Consider the following 22,230-nt stretch of genomic DNA (forward strand, 5'->3'; position numbering starts at 1 on the left):
ACTAATTCTGCTGGCAAAATTAATCATTTTTGAATCTTTCCTACTTTATATCGAAGCGAATAAACAAAGACCATGAAGGGTCATTTTCGGCCTCTATTGGCAGGATCGCTATAGCGAGCATTGCTGTAGGCCTGGCCAGCGCTTTAGTGGCTTTTTTGATCCTAAGGGGGTTTCAGACTACGATCGTTGACAAGATATATGGTTTTGCGGGGCACATGCAGATTTCAAGGTACACCTTGAAATCCAACAATTTTGACGAGCCCCCAATAAGCCTTACGTCTGACTTTTACACTCACTGGAAGGAATATGACTTTGTTTCTCACGTGCAGCCTATTGGCTACAAGATGGGGATTCTTAAAACTGAGGATGCCGTTTTGGGTGTGGTGTTCAAGGGAGTGACCATCGATTTTGATTCAACCAAGTTTGCGCCAAGCCTCCTGAAAGGTCATTTCCCCCACTTTTCTGACAGTTCTTATTCTCTCGAAGTGTTGTTGAGTAAAAGAATAGCCGATAAGCTGGAGAAGGATGTTGGTGATGAAGTGATCATGTATGTGGTGCAAAATCCTCCCAGGTTCAGAAGGTTGTCGATTGCAGGCATTTATGAGACAGGTCTCGAAGACTTCGACGACAGGATGATTTTAGGGGATTTGGGCCTGGTGCAACGGCTCAACAACTGGCCCGATTCGTTGGTCGGAGGCTATGAGGTGTTTTTACGTGATCCTTCCGACATGGAAGCTGCTGAAAATGAGATGTACGACGTGCTGGATTCGGACTTGTACGCCGATACGGCCGATAACAAGTACTTTCAGATATTTGAGTGGCTGCAGATGCTGGACAGGAATGTGGCCATTTTTCTGGTGCTCATCCTTTTTGTTGCCAGCTTCAACATGGTGTCTTTTCTTCTCATCCTCATTATGGAGCGCACCAACATGATTGGGGTACTGAAAGGCCTCGGTGCCACAGACCTGACGGTAAGACGAATTTTTTCGTGGAATGGCATGCGACTTATTGCCAAGGGGATGCTTTGGGGCAATGTGATAGCCGGTGGGTTGGGCCTGCTTCAAAGTCAATTTCACATCATACCACTTGATGCTGCCAGCTACTACATGCACTACGTGCCTATCTATTGGGACTGGTGGGCGATTGTGTTGGTAAATATCCTCACTTTTGTGGTAGTGAACCTCACGTTATTTATTCCCACAACAGTCATTATCAACATCAGACCCATTGCTGCTATCAAGTTTGACTAAGCTTCTACCCGCAGGTATTTCCTGAAAAGGCTATAAATTCTCATTTGCAGCACGCCGAGAACAGCTTCCTGAAAAATGCCCCGGGTCATTTTGGATTCTCCACGGCTTCGGTCGGTAAAAATGATCGGAATCTCCTTAATTTTGAAGCCATACTTCCAGGCTGTGAACTTCATCTCAATCTGGAAAGCGTAACCAACGAACTTGATTTTATTGAAGGGAATAGTCTCCAGCACATGCCGGCGGTAGCATTTGAAGCCCGCAGTAGTGTCTGACACAGGTATACCGGTAATGAAACGAACATATAAACTGGCGAAAATAGACATCATTACCCGGCTTATCGGCCAGTTGACCACATTCACCAGCCCGTCAACGTACCTCGAGCCAATGGCAACATCAAAGCCATCCTTGTCGCAGGCGTTAAAAAGCTTCGCAAGGTCTTTAGGGTCATGAGAGAAATCGCAGTCCATTTCAAACATGTATTCGTAGCCCTTATCCAACCCATATTGAAATCCGGCTATATAAGCGGTGCCAAGCCCGTGCTTGCCCTCTCGTTCCAGAATATGAAGCCTTTCTGGCCAAATACTCTGCATGTGCTTAACGATGGCTGCGGTGCCATCCGGAGAGCCGTCATCCACGATAAGCAGGTCAAACTGCATGGATAAATCAAACACCGCTTCGATCATGAGAGCGACGTTCTCTTTTTCGTTGTAAGTTGGGATAATGACTAAGCCTTTATTCACAGTTTTTGCTAGTGAACGCCAAACATATTAAAACCATTTCGTTTCTTGAATATATAAAGTGAATTTGCCGCTTTTTTAACGATTAAATACCGGGATCAGTTTATGAACAAAGCCATATTTCTAGATAGGGATGGAGTAATTAACGTCGAAAGGGGCGAGTATACCTTTAAGCCTGAGGACTTTACCATCGAGGCGGGTGTGAAAGAGGCTTTAGAAATTTTAAAAAAGAACGGTTACGTAACTGTTGTTATCACCAACCAGGCCGGAATTGCTAAAGGTATCTATGCCAGGGAGGACGTGGAGGCTTGTCATGCGAAGATGCATGAGCAGTTGCCGGGGCTTATCGGCGATGTGTTTTATGCGCCACACTACCCACCTATCTCAGAATCGCTGGGCAGAAAGCCGGGCTCCCTGCTTTTTGAAAGGGCCATTGCTTTGAATAATGTTGACCCGCAGCTATCATGGATGGTGGGCGACAACGACCGGGACCTGGTGCCCGCCAGAAAGTTGGGAATGCATACGATTGGCATAGGGGCTCCAGAAAAGTTTCCCTCCGCTGATGCCTGCGTAAGCAGCCTTTTGGAGGCGGTCACCAATGTCATTATGAAATAGACTAGCGGTAGCAGAAGTTAGCTGGCTATTTGTAGCCAAGTATTTTCAGCATGCTGTCGCTTTCCTGCTCTTCTCTGAAAAGTTTGGTTGTTACTGTTCCTCTCTGGTCTCTGTCGATGATGATGTGTTTGGGAGCGGGAATCAGACAATGCTGAATGCCCCCGTATCCACCCAGGGCCTCCTGGTAGGCTCCCGTGTGGAAGAACCCGAAGAAAAGCGTTTCGTCGTCTTCAATCACAGGCAGGAACACCTCCGAAGTGTGCGCCTCTGAGTTGTAGTAGTCCATGCTGTCGCAGGTAAGGCCGCCGAGGTTTACTTTGTGGAAGTTGTTGTCCCAGTTGTTGATGGGCAGCATGATGTATTTTTGATTCAATCCCCACACATCAGGCAGGTGAGTAATGAATGAGCCGTCCATCATGTACCAAAGCTCCTTGTCGTTTTGCAGCTTTTGGTCAAGCACTGAGTAGATCGTGGCACCGCTTTCGCCTACGGTAAACGAGCCATATTCAGTGAAGATATCGGGTACCGGCACATTGTTCTTATTGCAAATCCACTGAATGTTTTCAACGATCTGCTCGGCCATGTAGGGGTAGTCGAATTCAAACGCCAACGAGCTTTTTATAGGGAAACCGCCGCCTATGTCGATAGTGTCGAGTTCGGGGCAGGTCTTTTTTAGCTCGCAGTACATGTAAATGAACCTGCTGAGCTCCGACCAGTAGTAAGCAGTGTCTTTTATGCCGGTATTAATGAAGAAGTGAAGCATTTTGAGCTTCGCTTTCGACTTACCGTCCTTGATTCTGTTTTTGTAAAAGTCGATGATGTTGTTGTACCTGATGCCAAGGCGGGAGGTGTAGAACGCAAAGTTCGGCTCCTCATCAGCAGCCACCCGGATGCCGATTTGAAACTCATCAACTGTCACGCCCGATTCGTATTTATCAAGCTCTCCCAGGTTGTCAAGAATGGGTACACAGTTTTTGAAACCGTCGTTGATCAGGTCGGTAACATACTCAGTGTAAAGCGGCCTTTTGAAGCCATTGCAAACCACAAAGGTGTCTTTGGAAATCTTACCCTTCTCAAACAGGTTCCTAACGATGGGAATGTCATAAGCAGACGACGTTTCGATGTGAATGTCGTTTTTAAGGGCTTCCTCCAACACAAATGAAAAGTGCGAGGACTTGGTGCAATAGCAATAAGTATACTTGCCTCCGTACTTGTGTTTAGCTATGGCGTTATTGAAAATTTCTTTTGCGTACTGTATTCGTTCACTGATTTTCGGAAGATAAGTGAGCTTGAGAGGCGTGCCATATTGTTCTATGACATCCATCAGGTTCACTTCGTTAAACAACAATTGATTGTTTTCTACTCTAAATTCTTCAGTCGGGAATTCAAAGGTCTGATCAATCAGATCGAAGTAGCTTTTCATCTAAATCAGTGCGGTTCTTGATTACATTTAATATACCAGGTGCCGTGCTATAAAGGGCACAGAAAAGCAAATATAAAGGTATAGGTCTGCCATTAACAACAGTATTGCCAAATGATCTGGGCTAGCACCAATTTTTTTATATAATCGCTTATTTTTCAGGCAATTAGTGCAAATGAAGAAAACGTTAACATTTCAGATGCGCTTTGAGGGTTTTCATGGCTTAGTTGTGAGTTTTGGTGACATGCGCAATTTTGCTGCGTGTTTTTGCGAATATTTAATAATTGATGCGATTTCGATGCTGAAAATATCTTAAATTGCACCGTGGATGAATATTATTGGCATCCTTATCCTAACTTTATGTCTTGCTACATAGGTAAACAACTGGAACCCAACCAGGCGCTCAGAGTCAGAGCGTTGCCGTGCAGAATATACCTGCCCTACTATCATTTTTCGTATAACTAGCCCCGCCTGATTCTGGAGCGCTCGATAGTTCTGCTTTTTTGACATCGCAAAGCAATGGGCGTTCGTAAACTGGTTTTCAAAGCTTAAACAACATAATCCCATTACAATGAAAGAGATTTTGCTCATCGAAGTTAAGTCAGAACTCGGTGCAGGCACGAGAGGTGCCAGTTTGGGCATCGATGCTGTAAAAATTGCCAGCATCGACCTTCAGTCAGATTTTTTTGCCAGGTACGACTCCGTGAACGTTCGTACTGATAACAGCCCGTTGTTCACTGGTTTCATTTCACCATCAGCCAAATATGTGAACGCTATTATTGGTGTGGAAAAGAGAGTGTGCAACGCTGTTTGTGAGGCACTGGAGTTTGGTCAACTGCCCCTGGTGCTGGCAGGCGATCACAGTACAGCATTTGGCACTATCGCAGGCGTAAAAAAGGCATTTCCGGACAAGAGACTGGGCGTGATTTGGGTAGATGCCCATGCCGACTTGCATACGCCTTACACAACGCCGTCAGGCAACGTGCATGGCATGCCTTTGGCCATGGCGCTGGGCACCGACAACCGAGACGTGCAAACCAACGAACCGCCGGCCGAGGTTGCTCATATTTGGGAGGAGATCAAGAAAATTGGGGTAGAAGGCCCTAAGCTGCACCCTTCTGATGTGGTATTTATTTCAAAACGTGACACTGAAGCGCCTGAAGACTACCTGGCTGAAAAACATGGTATGCGTAACTATACTACTGAGGAGGTAAGAAAATATGGCCCGAAGAAAGTAGCAGCCATGGCGCTTGAGCAACTGCGGGAGTGCGACATGATTTATGTGTCATTTGACGTCGACAGCCTTGATCCTTCTGTGTCGGTGGGTACTGGCACCCCCGTGCCTGGTGGATTGACGGTAGAGGAAGCAAAAGTGATCAATACTGAGTTGGTGAAAAGCCCAAAGGTGCTGTGCTGGGAAATGGTGGAAATCAACCCAACGCTGGATTCAGAAAACAAGATGGCCGAAGTAGCTTTTGAGATTATGGAAGCGACAGCCAGGTCGTTTGAAGATTCGAGGATGAAGCCGGTCTTGGTTTAATACAAGAATTGCACTACTAACTTAAAACAACAAAGGCTGCGTTATTCATGCAGCCTTTGTTGTTATTTTTAGGTAGCGTTGCTAAGCGCCCCGGATAAGTCGGAATATCAGTGATAATACCAGCAATACTACAAACACATAGAACACTATTTGTGCGATACCTGCTGCGGCTCCGGCTATCCCGCCAAAGCCCAAAACTGCGGCTATCAATGCGATAATCAGCAGTCCAATAATCAATCTTAACATAGCTTTTAATTTTGGTTGAAAATAAAATGATCTCCCCAATGCTAACGGCTCAAAACAGCCTGGGTTGGGAGTATAAGAGTTATGTTATTGATTATCAGGTAAATAAAATTTTATAAAATAGAAATATAGAAAGAAAATATTGAATATTTTCTTGTTGATGCATTCTCTAAAATGGCTTCGATTCTACGGTAAAAGTCTGGTTCTTCTACTCTTTCAACCAACCCATACGAGCTGCCCAGTCCCGCAGGTAAGCCTGCCGAAATTTGTTCACTGTTTTTGCACCGGCTCTGTTGTTTTCGATAAGAGAATCTGCGGGGTTGTCAGTCCAATAATTGGGGCCGTGGCTAGTCTTTATAAATGAACCACCCCAGCTTTCTCCTTTAGGGTTGTCTAAGTCACCATTGAGGCAATAGAGCACCGATGGCGTGTCGCCCATTTTGATGTCTTTTTTCTTTTCCCAAAATAATTCTCCCAATGCGCCATGGCCTTTTACGTGGTTTTCAACAAAGGTGAGATTACCCATGCTGTTGGTGGTGTCGCCGCCCATGTACATGCCCCGGAAGGTGGTATTGTTTTCAATCCACCACAGGTCAGGGTGGTTGTCAAAAAGGTAATCTCTCGATTTTGGATCCATCACTGTGTTCCACGACCCAATGGAATATACTCTTATATTGCTTTTGATGGAAGGGTCGTGGTGTACCGCCTGAGCTACATCGGTGATTGATCCCCACACAAGGATGTACAACGGCTGGCCAGCGTTTTCTTTGGCCTTGTCTATTATCCATGAGGCGCCTTCGCTTAATTCACCTGGAATTCCAGTTTGGAGCGAATCGGTGGCCCCTTGTTTGGTGATGCTGAGGAGGTACTCCGGGGAAGGAAAGCGTGTGGAATGCTTTTTAAGCTTTTCAAAATCAGCGGCATAGGCTGCAATTGTTTCCTCTATGTGCTCTTTTCTCCCAGCATCAGGGGGCGAGCTAATTAAGCCGAGGAGGTTGAATTGGTCGGCATAAACAAATAAATGAACGAGCGACTGGTAGTCATCGGGGTCGCTGCCGCCAATGTCTGTGGAAACGATGATATTTGGCAGGTCAGTGACGGGTTTGGAATCGTTACAAGCTGAGGCAAGTACAATTGTCGCCAAAAGCAGCAGTTGCATGGGATAGCGGAAGATGTTTTCAATTGACCTGAGAGGTGGTAATTCTTTGTGGTGTGTCATGGTTAAAGATGAGATACTGAAACTTCTTCTGGTGAAAATGCCAGATAAAATATAATTTATACAAGAATTATTTGACTATTTTTTATGTAAGCAATACCTTTACTGATTGGCTATTATTTTTTAGATACATTATACCTCTCTAGACGCTGGACAAACAGGTGTATGAACTTTATTTGCGTTTGTCTTTAGGCTAAATTATATAAGTTTTACTCATTATGGCTGTTCGACCTAACCTAAAAGCAGCAGTGGGGCTGATATTGCTATTGCTATCAGGCACTGTTTCTGCACAGAATTTTTCTGCCGGTGTAAATACCGAAAACCCCAACCCAAGGGCAGTGCTACACCTCGTTTCCCCAAACGGCGACCAGGGGCTCCTCATTCCTCAACTTACCACAGCGCAAAGAACAAGTATGGCGGGCGGGCTCAATGCTCAATCCAATGGATTGCTTGTGTATGACAATGAGCAGGGGCTTTTCTACTTCTGGCTGAATAGCGGATGGATTGCCCTGTCAGTTACTGACAATCAAACCCTTGCTGTGTCTGGCACCAACCTTACCATTCAAAACGGCAACTCGGTGGACTTGGCAGCCACAGGCTTTCTTTTGGCTGAAACTGACCCAACAGTGCCTGATGCCATCAAAGACGGCATCGACTGGACGGAGTTGACCAATATACCGGCTGGCTTTGCAGACGGAGTGGATGAGGTCGGAAGTTCAGCAGGCGACGGCACCACTATCTTAGGCGATGGAAACACGACACCATTTTCTGTTGGGGTAATAGACATAGCCCAGGTTACCGGCCTGGCGACGATTGCAGCCAGCGGCTCGTTCAACGACCTGGCTGACGTGCCGACCACTTTGGATATCGACAATACTGACGACCTTTCTACTTCTGCCGTTCCGGCCCCTGGCGATGTCTCGGGGAGCTTTGCGCTGGGACTGGTGGTGGATCAGGTGGGGGGAGAGGCAGCTGCTGATGTTGGTGCAGCGACTTTTTTCGTGATCAACAACCCTTCAATTGATCCTGATTTCAGCGACGATCTTACTTTGTCTGATACCCCTTCCGGCGGCGATGTGAGCGGGGATTTTGGAACTGGGTTGGTTGTTGACTTTGTGGGTGGCGAGGCAGCTGCTGATATTGGTGCAGCCACTTTTTTCGTGATCAACAACCCCTTTATTGACCCTGACTTCAGCGACGATCTTACTTTGTCTGATACGCCTTCCGGTGGCGATGTAAGCGGTGATTTTGGAACTGGGTTGGTTGTTGATTTTGTAGGAAGCGAAACTGCTTCTGATGTTGCAACTGCAACAGCTCTTGTGATCGCCAATCCGACTCTTGACCTGGACGCTACTGATGATTTTGATGGGGCCTATGGCAGCCTAACAGGTGTTAGCGTGGTGAATGCCGATGTTAATGCGGCTGCGGCGATAGCTGGAACGAAGATCAACCCCAATTTTGGCACTCAAAATATTAGCACTACTGGTTCGGTAACGGCGGGAAGTTTTGTTGGCAATGGCAGTGGCTTGACGGGTGTGCCTTTTACAGAGTTGGACCCTACTGTCCCGGCCAATATCAAAGACGGCATTGATTGGACCGAATTAACAGGAATTCCTACTGGGTTTGCTGATGATATTGACGATGGAGTTACCGACCTAACCTCATTCGACACAGATGATCTTACCGAAGGGGCTGGTAATTTCTACTATACTGATGCCAGGGTAGGCACTTATTTGACAGGCAGCAGCGTGACTCAGTTCACAGATGTAACTAATGCCGGCAGTGGGCAGATTATCACTGGAGCTGAACGGACTTTGCTGGGCACGGCTTTGCAGACTGAATTAGACCCTGTTTGGGTGGCAGACAGAACGATTTTGGGTAGTGTTGGCACTATTAACACAGGAGGTAACCTTATTGACTGGAGTCAGCTAAAGGGGGTACCAGCTGCCTTTAGTGATGGAGTTGACGATGGAGTCACCGACCTAACCTCATTCGACACAGATGACCTTACCGAAGGAGCTGGTAATTTTTACTATACAGATGCCAGAGTTGGTACCTATTTGACAGGCAGCAGCGTGACTCAGTTCACAGATGTAACTAATGCCGGCAGTGGGCAGATTATCACTGGAGCTGAACGGACGTTGTTGGGCACGGCTTTGCAGACTGAATTAGACCCTGTTTGGGTGGCAGACAGAACGATTTTGGGTAGCGTTGGCACTATTAACACAGGAGGTAACCTTATTGACTGGAGCCAGCTAAAGGGGGTACCAACTGCCTTTAGTGATGGCGTGGATGAAGGGTCGACGCTCGTCGACGGCAGTATCTGGGTTGGCAATGCTGGCCTGCCGTCTGCCGTGGCAATTTCAGGAGACATGACTTTGTCAAATGCAGGTGTTGCAACAATTGCCGCCAACGCTGTTGACAACACGAAAATTGCGGCAACAACTATTACCAACAACGAAATTAGTGGCGCAGCAGCCATAGCTGGCACCAAAATCACGCCCGATTTTGGCACACAGAATATTATCACGTCAGGTAATATACAGCTAAACGCTGGTGGTGGCACTGTATCTATCGCTGCTGACGCTGCAACATTGACTCATTCTTTAGTTTTACCTCCCGACAATCTGGCGGGTGTGTTAACGAATGATGGGGCAGGAGCTCTGAGTTGGGCACCGGGAGGGGGGATCACTTCTGTCTTCTCCGACAATGGTGATAATCTAACTTTTGGAACGAGTAACCCAGTGCCAAGTGTGCTGCCCGCTACTGACTACCAATTAGGCGCTGTGGCAGGTGACTTTACTTCCGCTGGTCAGGCCCAGTTGACAGCCTGGTCATTTCAGAACCCCTCTCAGGTCACGTTGGTGAGTGCTGGAGGCAACCAAAGTGCTCCTGCTGCGCTGGCCCTCGGTGATCGTATTGGTGACATCGTTTTTGTAGGATATGATGGTGCCAGTTTTCTTAGGTCTGGCATGATTCGTAGCCAGGCAACGGAGGCATGGTCAGGCAGTGCCAGGGGCTCCTCCCTTTCTTTTGAAATTATCCCGAATGGAACAACGGTTCAATTTGAATCGATGAAGTTGGAGAATAATGATGTTACAATGTTTGGCACAGGCGCCTTGAAACTACCAGGTGGCACAACAGTGCAACAACCTGGCACGCCTGTACCTGGAATGCTAAGGTATAATACAACCAATGCAGCTTTCGAAGGATACAATGGAGGATGGGGTCCCTTGGGAGATTTTGTTGCTGATATAAATAACAATTACCTGGGTGGAAACGCAGGCATTGCGTTGGCGGGAGGTACACAAAATATACTTATTGGTCCTGGCGCTGCAAACGCACTAACAACCGGCTCAAATAATTTGGTTATGGGATTCACAGCCGGTTCCGCTTTACTTAGCGCTACCGATAACATAATACTCGGACGGAATGCTGGTACTGGCGTGACCGCATCTGCCGACAATATTTTAATAGGGCGGAATGCTAATTCTACAAGCAGTATAGAGAATATTGCCATTGGGCGCTCATCAACCTCATCCGGAGGTTCATCTGTGGCCGTTGGTCGGTTTACAACGGCTGATTTAAATGGAGTGGCTTTAGGTGCACAGGCAGAAGCAAGAGAGGCTGGTTCAATTGCTCTGGGTCAGGTGGCTACAGTAGCTGCCGGCGCTACCAATTCAATAGCCATCGGTAATGGGGCTACCGTGCCAACCACAATTAATAGCTCCATCGCTATTGGCGCTGGAGCGCAGGCAAATGCCATTCGGAGCATCGCCCTCGGTGCAGGCACCGTTGCTACAACAACCCAAACGGCTATCATTGGTGATGGTGTTTCCAACAACACAACCTTCGACGTTGGAATAGGCACTGCGGCACCTGGGGGCCGCCTTGAGGTGAGAACAGCTGCCGGCGGAGGCACCAAAAATGGTATTATTGTCAATCAACAGGCTGATTCCGGTTTTGGCTTACTTATTACTCAAGGCAATACATCTAATCCAAACAACGCTCTTTCAGTAACTAACAGTGGTACCGGTGTTACTGCCCGTTTCCAAACCGTAAGTGCGAGTAATTCGGTTGCTGCCGTTACTGCTCAAAGCTCCGGCACTGGAGCTTCTCTTCAGGTTGATAAAATAGTAGACGGCAATGCTCTAGTAGTCAGTCACAACGCAACGGTAGGCAATGGAATACTCTTGGATATGAATGGTGCTGGCTCTCTTCCAGCCATGGTTATAACGAACACCACGGCTGGAGGCACGTCGCTTGATGTTGACGGGGGTGTGCTAATAGGCGGCAGTGCCTCTATTACAGGAGCATTCACCACTCCGCCCAAGCTAGAATCAATAGTCTCTAATGCACTTCCTATGCCTGCGTCCAGAGTCGTTCGAGTAAATATTTCAGGTACTATTAATCAAATAGGCGCAGGCCAGGATGGTCAGGAAGTAATATTAATTGTTGGGGCCGGAGCGCCAACCGTGACAATGAATTCGGGCTTTGCTGGGTCAGGCGGTATGCTACTAGATAGCCCAAGTTTTGTTATGGGCCAAAACTCTACCTTGCACCTCTTGTACAATGCCGATTTATTGCGGTGGGTTGAAATTTCGAGGTCAATCAACTAATGAATAAGGAATGAAAAGCATCATTAACCTCATTTTTATTCTGGCCACTTTTTCTGGTTGGGCCCAATCCTTCAACCTCGGAAGCGACGCCGCCCTCTTCGTAGGCGGCGACGCCAGCTTTTACTTTGGCGGCAACACTACGTTGAATGGAAGACTAAATAATCAGGGGCAGGTAACGAGCTTCAGCGATATCAACTTCGTGTCGAACACGGATGTCGGTAGCATCAAATTCATTGGCACGGCCGACCAGGAGCTTATTGGAGAAGAGCTAATTTTCTTTGACTTTACCGTAGACAAAGACGGACAGCTCATAGTAAACCCCAGAAAAGTGACTGTTAATGGCACTATGAGCATGGCCAGAGGGGTGATCAAAACCGATGCTGATCAGGAAGTAGTTATTAAAGGGAGCACAACCTCCGGTGGTACCGGGTATATTGAAGGCAGAGCGTTGGGTGTGCTTTCTAATGGTGAACTTACCTTTCCTACAGGCATCAACGGATTTACTAATTACATCACCTTCAGTGGCTTCGATCCAAATATTACATTCGAGGTGAGAATCCTGCGTCCGGATGGTTCCACATTGAATCCCGACGAGGACATTGTGGGAATTGCCGATCAGGTAGAGTGGCAAGTGGTGTCGCCGGAGGTGCTGGCAAGTGCCTTTGTTAGCGTGGATTTTTCTGGCATCGATCTGGAGAATTTTCAAAATGGGGAGCAGATACGGTCCGAGAAATATGAAGCGGCGTTAGTTATGTACACTGCAGATGATACCTTATACCATAGCGTTCCGGGTGTCTTTGTCGATGGCTCTGACCCACAGTCGGAGTCGTTTGGCAGGTTTGAATCGACAGAGCGCATTCCCATCTCAAGTGAGGTCACTCGCCTGAACATAGCGCTGATACCAGTCATCATCAGGCCCCACTTCTTTGTCCCCAACTCCTTCGCACCCAATGGTGAACTGGACGAGAATCATTTGTTCCGGCCGTTCTACTCTGGTGATAAGGTGACAAGTATTTATATGCAGGTGTTCGACTCGTTCAACAAAGAGGTATACCTCTACAGCCAGGCGGGAGACGATGTCGATCTTTCGCTGATGGGGTGGGATGGCACCATGCCATCGGGAGTGGGAGCGCCCAATGGTGTGTATTACTATACCATTCAGCTGCAGGGCGAGACAGAGAATCATAATCAATCGGGCGCAGTACTTTTGGTGAAATAATATGAGAAAGACTTTTACTGCGCTACTACTTTTTGCTTCACTCAACCTCCTGGCTCAGGAGGGACAGTTTTCGCAATATTTTGCCAGCTCGTCTTTTATGAGCCCGGCCTTTACAGGAGCTATCCCCAACCTTTCTCTTAATTCCAACTACAAAAGAGGGGGCAGCCCTAATTCAGAAAACTTCTTTGAGATGGTGCAAACCACCTTCACCTACCCGTTTCAAAAGCACACCAGCAAATCGGTACAGGTAGGTGGAGCAGGGATCAGTTTTTTTCAGGAACGCCGGGGTTATCAGGGGCTTTACAGTGCCAGAAAGGTGCTTTTGAACGGAGCCTACAATATCAAGCTTGACCAGTTTTCAAACCGTTACTTTATTTTTGGCCTACAGGGGGGCGCTGTGCAGCAGCGAATCAATGGTAACCAATTGCAGTGGGGTTCTCAGTTCAATAAGTACTTTGGTTATGACGACACCAGACCTGGGGAGGGCATTCCTGTCTCTTCCGTTTTCTATCCGGTCTTTAATTTTGGGGTCATGTATACGGCTTTCGACAACCAGAATCTTTATATCAGAGACAAGAGCTTCACGTTCGGTGCCAGCATCGATAACCTTAACCGACCTATCATCGACTACCAAAGTGTTGAGCCCAGCCGCCTCAATTTCCTTTATAAGGCTTTCGGTTCGGTGAAACTACCACTCGCACCTCGCTGGCACATATTCCCGTCTTTCTATGCGCTGTATTCCCATGGCAATACGCAAGTAAATGCAGGCACCTACCTGTCTACGTTTCTTAGCTCTGTGCGCTCCCGCACTGCGTTTCTTATGCAGTTTGGAGCGTGGTACAGAGTGGGAGATTCGGTCATTGTGCTCACTGGCTTTCAAGTGGAAAATATACGGCTTGGGTTTAGTGTGGACCTGAATGCCCAAACTTACAACCTCGGCACGGAGCTGAGCAACGACCTGCCAACGTATGAAATCTCACTCACTTATAATTTGAATTTGTCTCGACCGCTGCGTAATATGACGAGCCCCATTTTCTAGCCAATGAGAAAAGTAATACTTATCGCTTTCATTTTATCAGCCCACATCGGCTTCTCGCAGTCGGTGCCTAAGCTGGTGGAGTTTGCGGAGGCACACTTTGAGGCACATCAGTACCTGGAGGCCATTGAGTACTATGAAAAGATTGTTAGTATCGATAAGCAAAACATTGAGTCGAGGTACAAGCTGGCCATTTGTTATCAACAGACACTTCAGTACGATAAAGCGGAGGTAGCATTTGTTGCGTTGGGCAACCGACCCGACCATCCTTTTCGGGCAAGGTCACTTTACTATTATGCCACTTTGCGCATGCACGACAGTGCCTATGAGGAAGCCGATTCCGTTTATAATGTTTTGATCTCCATGCCTGATGCGAGTCCCGAGTTGATTGACTTATCCAGAAACCATAAGGAGGGGTGTTTGCTGGCCATCAGGCAAAAGAAAATCGATCGGGGATTTAAGGTGGATGTGTTAGAAGGTATAAACTCAAAATTTCATGATTTTGGTGCAGTTGTAAATCCAGGCAATCTCCATTTGGTATTTGCCACTACCCGCAACCTGCCAGGCGAGCAGTTTGAGGGCAGTCAGTACGATGGGCTACTGCCTGACCTGGCTGCCTATGAGCACCGCCGCAACAACCGCTGGGTATATGCTGGAGGAGATCAAAATTTTGAAAATATTAATACACATTGGGCGGAGGGATCCGGCTCTTTTACCGCCGATGGAAAGAAGTTCTATTTCTCATCCTGCCTGGGAGAGGCTGCTTCAGACTGTTCGATCTATGTTAGCTATATGGAGAAAGACAAATGGACAAAGCCCGTGGTGCTGAATGAGTACGTCAACGAGCCTGGGTCGGAAAACAAACATCCCTATATCACCAGCTCAGGGGACACGCTGTTTTTCAGCTCAGATCGGCCTGGCGGAGCCGGGGGAGCCGATATATGGATGAGTTTGACAGGGGCGTATGCCGAATCATGGTCGCCAGCCATTAATTTGGGTAAAGTAATTAACTCCTCGGAGAACGAAATAACACCTTACTACTCTGAGGTGTTCAGTTGCCTGGTGTTTGCCAGCGATGGCCATGTAGGCTATGGTGGTTACGACCTCTATGCAGCAAAAGGGCAGTCCTTTTTTGAGCCCCATGTCTACAATCTGGGCGCTCCGTTTAACTCCACCTGGGACGATACTTACTTTAATATTTCCGACTCCGTTGGCTTCCTCACCACCAACCGGCTCGATGGGAAAATACTGGATCTTTTTTCCTTTCAGGTCAGCGACGAAAAGTTGTTTTTATCTCTTCTCATTTCCGGAGAATCGCTGATAGATGCCCGTATTATGTCGAACCTGAGAGATACCCGATCGATTGATATTGTGACGCTCAGGGTAGAGGACTATCAGGGATATGAGCTCTACGAAGCGGTCAACTTTGAGAAGCCAAAACCCGACCTTATAGTTGAAAAGCAAATGGGCGCCCGGCCCAAAAAGGTATACGACCCTGCTGCAATTGCCGAAGGGGGCGGTACGCAGGGAGCAGGGTCACAACGAACAGGAGCCGGGCCGTCTTATCTGCCGTCAGGCGCTGGAGGCAGGGCTAGCCTGGGCTTTTCCGGTGGCAGGTCGGAGCCTTCCAGGGATCAGTCTTTTGAGAAGATTCTATTCGATTTCGGCATGGCGGTGTTACGACCACAAGCGAAAGCAGCCTTGAATAGCATGGTGGAGCAAGTGAGCATCGATGACATCAGCAAGATCAGCCTGTTTGGTTTTGCTGACAATCTTGGTGGCGAAGAGTACAATATGGAGCTCTGTAAGAAAAGGGGAGAGGCTGTAAAGACCTATCTTACGACTCTTGGCGTGCCAGCGGAGAAGGTCTTTGTTTACCCACGGGGTGAATTAACGCCTGAGGGTGACAGTGATCACTGGTTCAAAAGGATTTTGCGGAGAAGGGTGGAGGTGCAAATTGAGACGAACACACCCGTTAGCCTGCTTTCGGCAAGCACCTACATCCTCAGAAAGCCTAATGACCTTATGGAGATTGCCAGGCAGCTTGGGTACGAATCGGACGCTTTGATCGCCTGGAATGGTCACCCAAAAAAGCCGTTACAAAAAGGCAGCACTATCCGGGTGTATGAACCAGCCCCAAACCCACCAAATATGGCCAATTTTATCACTGAGGAGAACTTATTCGAATTTCTTCACAAGGTGGAACTCAATGCTCCCCCTCTAGAAGTTTTTAGAGACTAGAATATAAGCGCCCCAGTCGTAAGGGTTTTCATACTCCTTTCTAAACAGCCGTCTTGCGCTGAAGAAAGCGTCCTGTGGATCCTCAAGTGACAACAATTCCTGATAGTAGATATTCATAAACCGACGAGCGGCATTGTCGTTGATTTTGACGAGGCTGAGCAAAATATTCTTGGCCCCTGCTACCAAAAAAGCACGTTGTAGACCGAATACTCCCTCTCCATTTTTCACGGTACCGAGCCCGGTCTCGCAAGCGGCCAGCACAATCAGGCTGGTTTGATCCAGCACAAGGTTCATGGCTTCGTAGGCGGACAGCAGACCATCGTTATCGTCGGTCTCTTCTTCCCTGGAAAGATAAATGCCACTGCTGTGAAGCGGGTCAACATGATTGGGGTCGTCGTTGAAGTAGCCGTGGGTGGCGATATGGATCAGCCCCGGATTCGATAACCGTTTCATTTGGCCCTCTGTGGCGTCATTGAAATAATAGGTATCCGACTTCCACTTTCTCACATCAAGGATGCCGGTGATGTCGTTGGCTTCACGCTCGGCCCCAGGCAGCTGAAGCAGTTTGTGTGTTTCGCCCAGCCGGCCAAAGTTAGGGTTGCCGAAGATCTTGGCATCTCTTACGAACTTGGTGTCTTCTGAGTACAGCAGGTCTTTTCCGCTAGTGATATGAATCAAGTCGTATTCATCGGCAATGTACATATCACGTTCATTGTCGAAAAAGATGACAGGGTTCAACTTATGAAAAAGACCATCAGGTGAAAAGTAAATGGTTTTCACGTCTTTCAAATGCGCTCCAATCGGTTTCCAGAACACGTTGTAGCTATTCACATCCTGCACGCCAAACTGCAGGGCATTTTTGTACAATGAAAATGCCTTGGCAAAGTCTGTTTGCTTGGACCAGGTAACTGTTTCCAGCACATTACCCGGCTTGATAACAAAGGCGGCATAGCGCTCCCTTTCTTCGAAACCCTGCTTCAGCTTTTTGTCACTTACCTCCACAGAATAATTCCTGAATTGAATGATATCCACCATGGCTGCGCCTTCTTTCATTACCTCGCTCAACTCGTTCCAGGTGTGGTACGACGACTTCTCCTGATCGGAGAAGATTTTGAACGATAGAGAAAGCTCTTTTTCAAGCTGAGCCGATTCTGCCTCCAGCAGACTTATCGAAATATTTTGTCTTATCCTTTCTTCTTCCGTTAAAAGATACGCCTGGGCTAGCCTGTATTTTTTGTCCCGCCAGTCGTTGTACATACTAACCACCTTTTCATCACCACTTCCCTGGATGAGTTTCTTCATTTTTTCGGAGGCATAGAAGAGAACCCCCTTGGTATTCAGGAAGTGGTTGAGCGCATCTTCGGCATATTGGCCACTGAAAAAGCTTTCAGAAAAAGCAAGCGAACAGAATCTTTCAATATTGTATCTGGTCTCATCAAAATAGAGCTTTCGCTGCCGGTCTGTTAACACAGGGAACACATCCTGCATGTGCTTTATTTCAGAATCGAGCGCTTCGTTAAATACGTCCATGGCTGCCACCGAATCTTCCATTAGCAAATGATAAATCCCGAGGTCGTTGAGGCTTTTGATATACAGCGGATGGTATCTGCCCAGCGCTTTCTCACGGATTTGCTTTGACTGCATCAGCAGCTTGCCAGACAGAGAATAGTTGCCCAGCTGCATGTAGAGCAGGGCTACGTTGTTCAGCGAAGTGGCGTAGTTTGGATGATTAACGCCCGACAGCACCTTGTCCATGTCGAGCACCCTGGTGTACAGGTTGAGAGATTCGCCCAGCTCACCCTTTTCTTTCAAAATGCCAGCCAGGTTGTTCAGGCTGCTGGCGTAATCAGGGTTCATGGTGCCATAGAGGGCCTTAAAGCCTTCGGAGCTTTCGGTGAAACACTCTTCGGCTTTTTCCAGGTCGCCTTTTTTCATGTAAATGGCACCGAGGTTGTTGAGCATGTAGGGCCTGATATTCCGCAGGTCTTTTCCGGTTTCCAGCGCCTGATCCATGTACGATTCGGCAGATTCGAGGTCATTCAGCCGGTAATACAGATAGCCCAGCTCATTCAATGTTTCCAGCATTTCATCGGGCTGGTCTCCATAAATCTCCCTCTTTCTTTCGAGGTTGTGCAGCAGGTAGTTTTCCGAGTCGGAATAGTCGCCTTGCTCGATTTTCAACGATGACAGCCTGTCAATCGCTTGAAAATACAGCCACTCATGGGTTCCCTGGGCAAGTTCAACTGCGCTTATCAGTTCTTCTTCTCCGTGTTCAAGGTCGCCGAAATGCCTGTAAGTAGTGCCCAGTTCAATCTGGAGGGTAATTCTAATTGAATCATTCTTTTCGCCAATAAAGCTAACAGCTTCATTAAGTGCGGCCAGGCTTTTTTCGAAATCGCCGGTTTCACGGTAGTAAATGCCTTTGTTCAGCAGGAATCGTGTTTGCGCTTCATGATTGTTGAGGTACCATTTATTTACTACCCGCTCTGCGAGGTTCAAGTACCTGCCCGACGTTTCAAAATCTCCTGTCTCCTGATTGATGGTGGAAAGGTTATAGTAAAGCCCGAGGAGATCTTTGTGGATAGAGTCTTTATTGACCAACTCGTGCTTAAGACCGGCTAACAGGCTGTTAACGCTTCGCTTTCTGTCGTTAAGGTCCCAAAAGAGCAGGCCTATATTGTTGTATAGAGCCGCCAGGCCAATTTCTTCTACACACCTGCCCGAGTCAAGGTCGACCAGCAGTGCGTTGGCATAAAACTTTGCCTTCTCAGGATAGCTGTGCTTGTACCGCTCCACGCTGTCGTACTTTTGGATGCAGGTTTGTCCCACAGCCGACAGGGCAGGCAGCATTAGTACAAGTACAAAGCTAAAAAGTTTCGTCATTAGCACGTCTCAGGTCAATAGGCTCTAATCCATTAGCCGACAGTAAGTTGCTGTTTGGCCGGTAAAGAACCCGTAAGTTAACATTATTTGATACTTCAATTGTGTAAAGAGTGCAAAAGACCTACTCATTTGTGTGATTTAAGGAGGTGGAGCATTTCAATGCAGCAGCAGGCATCAGTGAAGTGGTTGAGTTAATATTTGATTACTATTGGTGTCCGGCTTTTTTCAGGCTATCATATACCGTACATTTGCGCCCCGACTCCCTTTTTATCTTTTCTTAACCGTTTCATTTTCTAAATATCTTCGTTGCATGTGGTTGCGAACCAGTTGCGAATTGACCTTCAGTATAGCTGAACCGACTCCCTTTATTCTCATGCTCAGGCCAAGAAGCGGCGGACAGCAATGGGTTGCCAGAGAGGAATATGCCATCCTGCCGTATGTGCCGGTGTTTGAATACACCGACGACTATAAGAATCTTTGCCAGCGACTGGTGGCACCGGTGGGTGATTTTGTGGTGCGAACGTCGGCCAATGTGAAAACCATAGATCTGGTGGACACAGCGCCTGGTGCTCCCTTTGTTGAAATCCAGCACCTGCCCAACGAGGTGCTGAGCTATCTGCTACCAAGCCGCTATTGCGAGTCCGACAGGTTTGGAGAAATGGCAACGTCCATAACTAGTGGGAGCCTTCCTGGCTACGACCAGGTGGCGGCCATTGAAGACTGGCTGCGCAGCAACATCCGTTATTTTTCCGGGAATAGCGGTCGCCCGATTTCAGCTACTGAAGTCAATCAGCAACAGTCAGGCGTTTGCAGAGACTTTGCCCATCTTGGGATAGCTTTGTGCCGCAGCCTCAGCATTCCTGCCCGCATGGTGGTGGGGTACCTTTATGGCCTCGAACCAATGGACTTGCACGCCTGGTTTGAAGCCTATGTAGGTGGCAATTGGTACACCTTCGATGCGGTACAAAAAGGCACTAAGGGTGGCTACGTGGCCGTGGGCTATGGCCGTGATGCTGCCGATGTGGCCATTTATAACCAGTTTGGCCCTGCTGTTTTTCCGATTACCCAGATTGTGGGTGTAGAGCAGATTGAGAACCCTGATTAGGGAGCGGACTTACCTGCCACTTCAGTGGCTTGAGTACTTCGTTTTGGAGGCGACTAAGTCGGTAGGTAAAATAGAGTAAATCTTTTAGGTGAAAAGTGCTTAGTGGTAAGTTCGTGGTCAAAAAGCTCAGTAAGAGGCTATTTCCTTTTCATTACCAGGGTCACTTTGTTCCAGTCGGCAGCCGCATTAACTACTTTTCTGAATTCCTCGAATCTTTCTTGCGGGAAATAGATTTCATTATAGAACTCGTCAATGGTGATGGATAATAAGGCATTATGAAGTTGATGGGTGCTCTTAAAAGCATAGATGACTCTGGCGCCCTCTTCAACCTGAACATTCATGTCAATATCGTCGGCGTTTTCGATCAAAAAATCAGGCGGTAGATGGATTTGTATTTTGCGAAAATAGCTCCTGTTATTGGTGTTCTGTACTCTGGTAATCCGCTTTTCGTCCTGGTAAAGCTCACTTTGCGGCCCGATGAGTTCACCGACTTTAAACAGCATGATGTCACCAGCGAGTTCCAGATAAGAGGGGGCCTTATAATTCGCAGTTATGACGAATGGATCATTCCAGTTTTGGTAGGTGAATGTTTTATTATCCAGACTTACATTTTCCACCTCTGCATCGATTGCCAAAAATTCAATCATTTCCTCCAGAAGGTCCTGCTTTTTCTCAGGCTCAAGAAACTCATAGATAGATTTAAGATAAGATGCTTGTACCCCGCCAAAACTTCTCTGTACCTCAATTATTGCTGCGCTGAGATCGTCGGGTATCCTGACGCCGATGGATAAGTTGTCAAACTCCACGGTGTGATCGGGTTCAGGTATCCACCTGACTTCCGCAACCGGGTAGGTGAAGTCTCTTACCTTCATTGGGCGAATGTAGAGGCCGTTTGTGGCTGTTAGGTTTGATGGAATATTTCCCAGACGAAGCTCAAACGCATACGGAGCGAGGTAGGAGCCTAGATCAGGCAAATAAATAACGTAGTCGTTCAACGAACTCCAGGTGTCAAAATCTTTGTCGAAGTAGACCTCCGAACGAGACTGCGTGAGTACTATTTCATGGCTAACACCCAGCTCGGTAAGTAATGCTGCAAAGAGAATCGTGAGGCCTCTTTCATTCCCAAATTTTTGTCTTAGTATCGTGCTTAAATCTTCTGCCTCCGAGCCGGCATTTTCATTGAGGTAAAAATTTGTTTTGACATAGTGCTCAGTCTTTGATATTTTTTCTTTCGCTGTTGCCAACTTATCCACTCCCACAACTTTCAGCAGTTTTTTCACATCTTTCATCTCCGCAGGATCAAAACTGTAGATCTGATTGTAGATTCTTGACGCAGCATCGTTCCAGGTAAAAAGTCGATTTTTACTTGATGCGGAATTGTAAGAAAGCTTGAAATCCAGCCTTTGCCGACTGCCATCAAACGATGAGAAAGCTTCCTCCGGGAGATCTTCAATATAATCAGCGTGTAGCGTATAACGATTGAATGACTTTGATGTATCGCTTTGTGTTACCTGGGGTAGTCCATTGTAGCTCCTAAATTCAAATTCAAGATTTTCAGGACACGTCAATGTGAAGGAAAAGTCCTTCATAGGGTATTTGAGCTGCGCAAATTCACGTCCGAAATAGCGGGCAGTTATCTTTTTTGTGTAGAAGTATTCTACTTCGCCGCCAATTTCAGCCCCCTCGATGGCAAAAATCTGATATCCACCCTCTTCTTCATCCTTTACTTCACGAATATTACTTTCATCTAACAAAACAACCTTGCCTGAAGGAGTAATGGTTCGTGCCTTTACGTCGATAAGTTCAATCATGTTTTCAGTAGGGATGTAGATTCTGTTTACCCTCTGAAGTGCTTCATCGTTATTTACCCGAATGATCTGATGGTCGGTAAAGTAACATACGGGCTCTTTTTCAGTTTCTTCGTACAGGTACTGGTATTGAATGGTTTTTTTCAGGTAGAGCAAAGGTAAATCTGCCTCTGCCTTATCTAAGCTGGTGAGCGCTCGGTCGGGCGTCCATGTGTATTCTTCAAACTGTTGCCCCATCGAGCTGTTTGAAAGGAAAACGAAACAAATAAATATGCTGACGGGATAAATATTTTTCATC

At 47.2% G+C, this 22,230-nt stretch carries 14 protein-coding genes; 8 read left to right on the plus strand and 6 right to left on the minus strand.

Annotation, left to right across the window (positions count from 1 at the left end):
• Window positions 1-29: 29 nt before the first annotated feature.
• Complete coding sequence (locus RIG68_RS01180) at window positions 30-1,250, plus strand: ABC transporter permease (protein ID WP_350117905.1); 1,221 nt, start codon at window positions 30-32, stop codon at window positions 1,248-1,250.
• Here RIG68_RS01180 and RIG68_RS01185 read toward each other — a convergent pair.
• Entirely contained in the window at window positions 1,247-1,990 is a 744-nt protein-coding gene (locus tag RIG68_RS01185) for a polyprenol monophosphomannose synthase (protein ID WP_350117906.1), read from the minus strand. The genes RIG68_RS01180 and RIG68_RS01185 overlap by 4 nt on opposite strands.
• Window positions 1,991-2,092: 102 nt before the next feature.
• Between RIG68_RS01185 and RIG68_RS01190 the strand changes: the two genes are divergently transcribed.
• Window positions 2,093-2,602: a D-glycero-alpha-D-manno-heptose-1,7-bisphosphate 7-phosphatase gene (locus tag RIG68_RS01190; protein WP_350117908.1), complete on the plus strand. Its 510-nt coding sequence runs from the start codon at window positions 2,093-2,095 to the stop codon at window positions 2,600-2,602.
• Window positions 2,603-2,627: 25 nt separating this feature from the next.
• Here RIG68_RS01190 and RIG68_RS01195 read toward each other — a convergent pair whose 3' ends face one another.
• Complete coding sequence (locus tag RIG68_RS01195; protein ID WP_152000932.1) at window positions 2,628-4,025, minus strand: type III PLP-dependent enzyme domain-containing protein; 1,398 nt, start codon at window positions 4,023-4,025, stop codon at window positions 2,628-2,630.
• Window positions 4,026-4,593: 568 nt separating this feature from the next.
• Between RIG68_RS01195 and rocF the strand changes: the two genes are divergently transcribed.
• Entirely contained in the window at window positions 4,594-5,562 is a 969-nt protein-coding gene (rocF, locus tag RIG68_RS01200; protein WP_350117910.1) for an arginase, read from the plus strand.
• Between the two features lie 81 nt (window positions 5,563-5,643).
• On the opposite strand, the gene RIG68_RS01205 is transcribed toward rocF, so the two are convergent.
• The gene (locus RIG68_RS01205) at window positions 5,644-5,808 is read right to left on the minus strand and encodes a DUF1328 family protein (protein ID WP_350069588.1); all 165 of its coding nucleotides are present in this window, start codon (window positions 5,806-5,808) and stop codon (window positions 5,644-5,646) included.
• A 205-nt stretch (window positions 5,809-6,013) separates the two neighbouring features.
• Complete coding sequence (locus tag RIG68_RS01210) at window positions 6,014-7,024, minus strand: DUF1593 domain-containing protein (protein WP_350117913.1); 1,011 nt, start codon at window positions 7,022-7,024, stop codon at window positions 6,014-6,016.
• Between the two features lie 215 nt (window positions 7,025-7,239).
• On the opposite strand from RIG68_RS01210, the gene RIG68_RS01215 reads away from it, so the two are divergent.
• From RIG68_RS01215 to RIG68_RS01230, 4 genes are read left to right on the plus strand one after another with little or no spacing between them, the layout of a single operon-like run.
• The gene (locus RIG68_RS01215) at window positions 7,240-11,640 is read left to right on the plus strand and encodes a beta strand repeat-containing protein (RefSeq protein WP_350117915.1); all 4,401 of its coding nucleotides are present in this window, start codon (window positions 7,240-7,242) and stop codon (window positions 11,638-11,640) included.
• A gap of 10 nt (window positions 11,641-11,650) precedes the next feature.
• Window positions 11,651-12,859, plus strand: a complete 1,209-nt coding sequence (locus RIG68_RS01220; RefSeq protein WP_350117916.1) for a T9SS type B sorting domain-containing protein — start codon at window positions 11,651-11,653, stop codon at window positions 12,857-12,859.
• A 1-nt stretch (window position 12,860) separates the two neighbouring features.
• On the plus strand, window positions 12,861-13,898 hold the full coding sequence (locus RIG68_RS01225; protein ID WP_350117918.1) for a PorP/SprF family type IX secretion system membrane protein: 1,038 nt from the start codon (window positions 12,861-12,863) through the stop codon (window positions 13,896-13,898).
• Between the two features lie 3 nt (window positions 13,899-13,901).
• Window positions 13,902-16,136: an OmpA family protein gene (locus RIG68_RS01230; protein ID WP_350117919.1), complete on the plus strand. Its 2,235-nt coding sequence runs from the start codon at window positions 13,902-13,904 to the stop codon at window positions 16,134-16,136.
• Here RIG68_RS01230 and RIG68_RS01235 read toward each other — a convergent pair.
• Window positions 16,116-19,019 (minus strand): CHAT domain-containing protein, encoded by a 2,904-nt coding sequence (locus tag RIG68_RS01235; RefSeq protein ID WP_350117921.1) that lies wholly within the window; start codon window positions 19,017-19,019, stop codon window positions 16,116-16,118. The genes RIG68_RS01230 and RIG68_RS01235 overlap by 21 nt on opposite strands.
• Before the next feature lie 334 nt (window positions 19,020-19,353).
• On the opposite strand from RIG68_RS01235, the gene RIG68_RS01240 reads away from it, so the two are divergent.
• Window positions 19,354-20,124, plus strand: coding sequence for a transglutaminase-like domain-containing protein (locus RIG68_RS01240; protein ID WP_350117923.1), 771 nt, complete (start codon window positions 19,354-19,356; stop codon window positions 20,122-20,124).
• Window positions 20,125-20,261: 137 nt separating this feature from the next.
• Here the strand turns inward: RIG68_RS01240 and RIG68_RS01245 are convergent, their stop codons facing one another.
• Window positions 20,262-22,229 (minus strand): DUF3857 domain-containing protein, encoded by a 1,968-nt coding sequence (locus RIG68_RS01245; protein ID WP_350117925.1) that lies wholly within the window; start codon window positions 22,227-22,229, stop codon window positions 20,262-20,264.
• Between the last annotated feature and the right edge of the window lies 1 nt (window position 22,230).

Source organism: Imperialibacter sp., assembly GCF_040222385.1.
Taxonomy (GTDB): Bacteria; Bacteroidota; Bacteroidia; order Cytophagales; family Cyclobacteriaceae; genus Imperialibacter.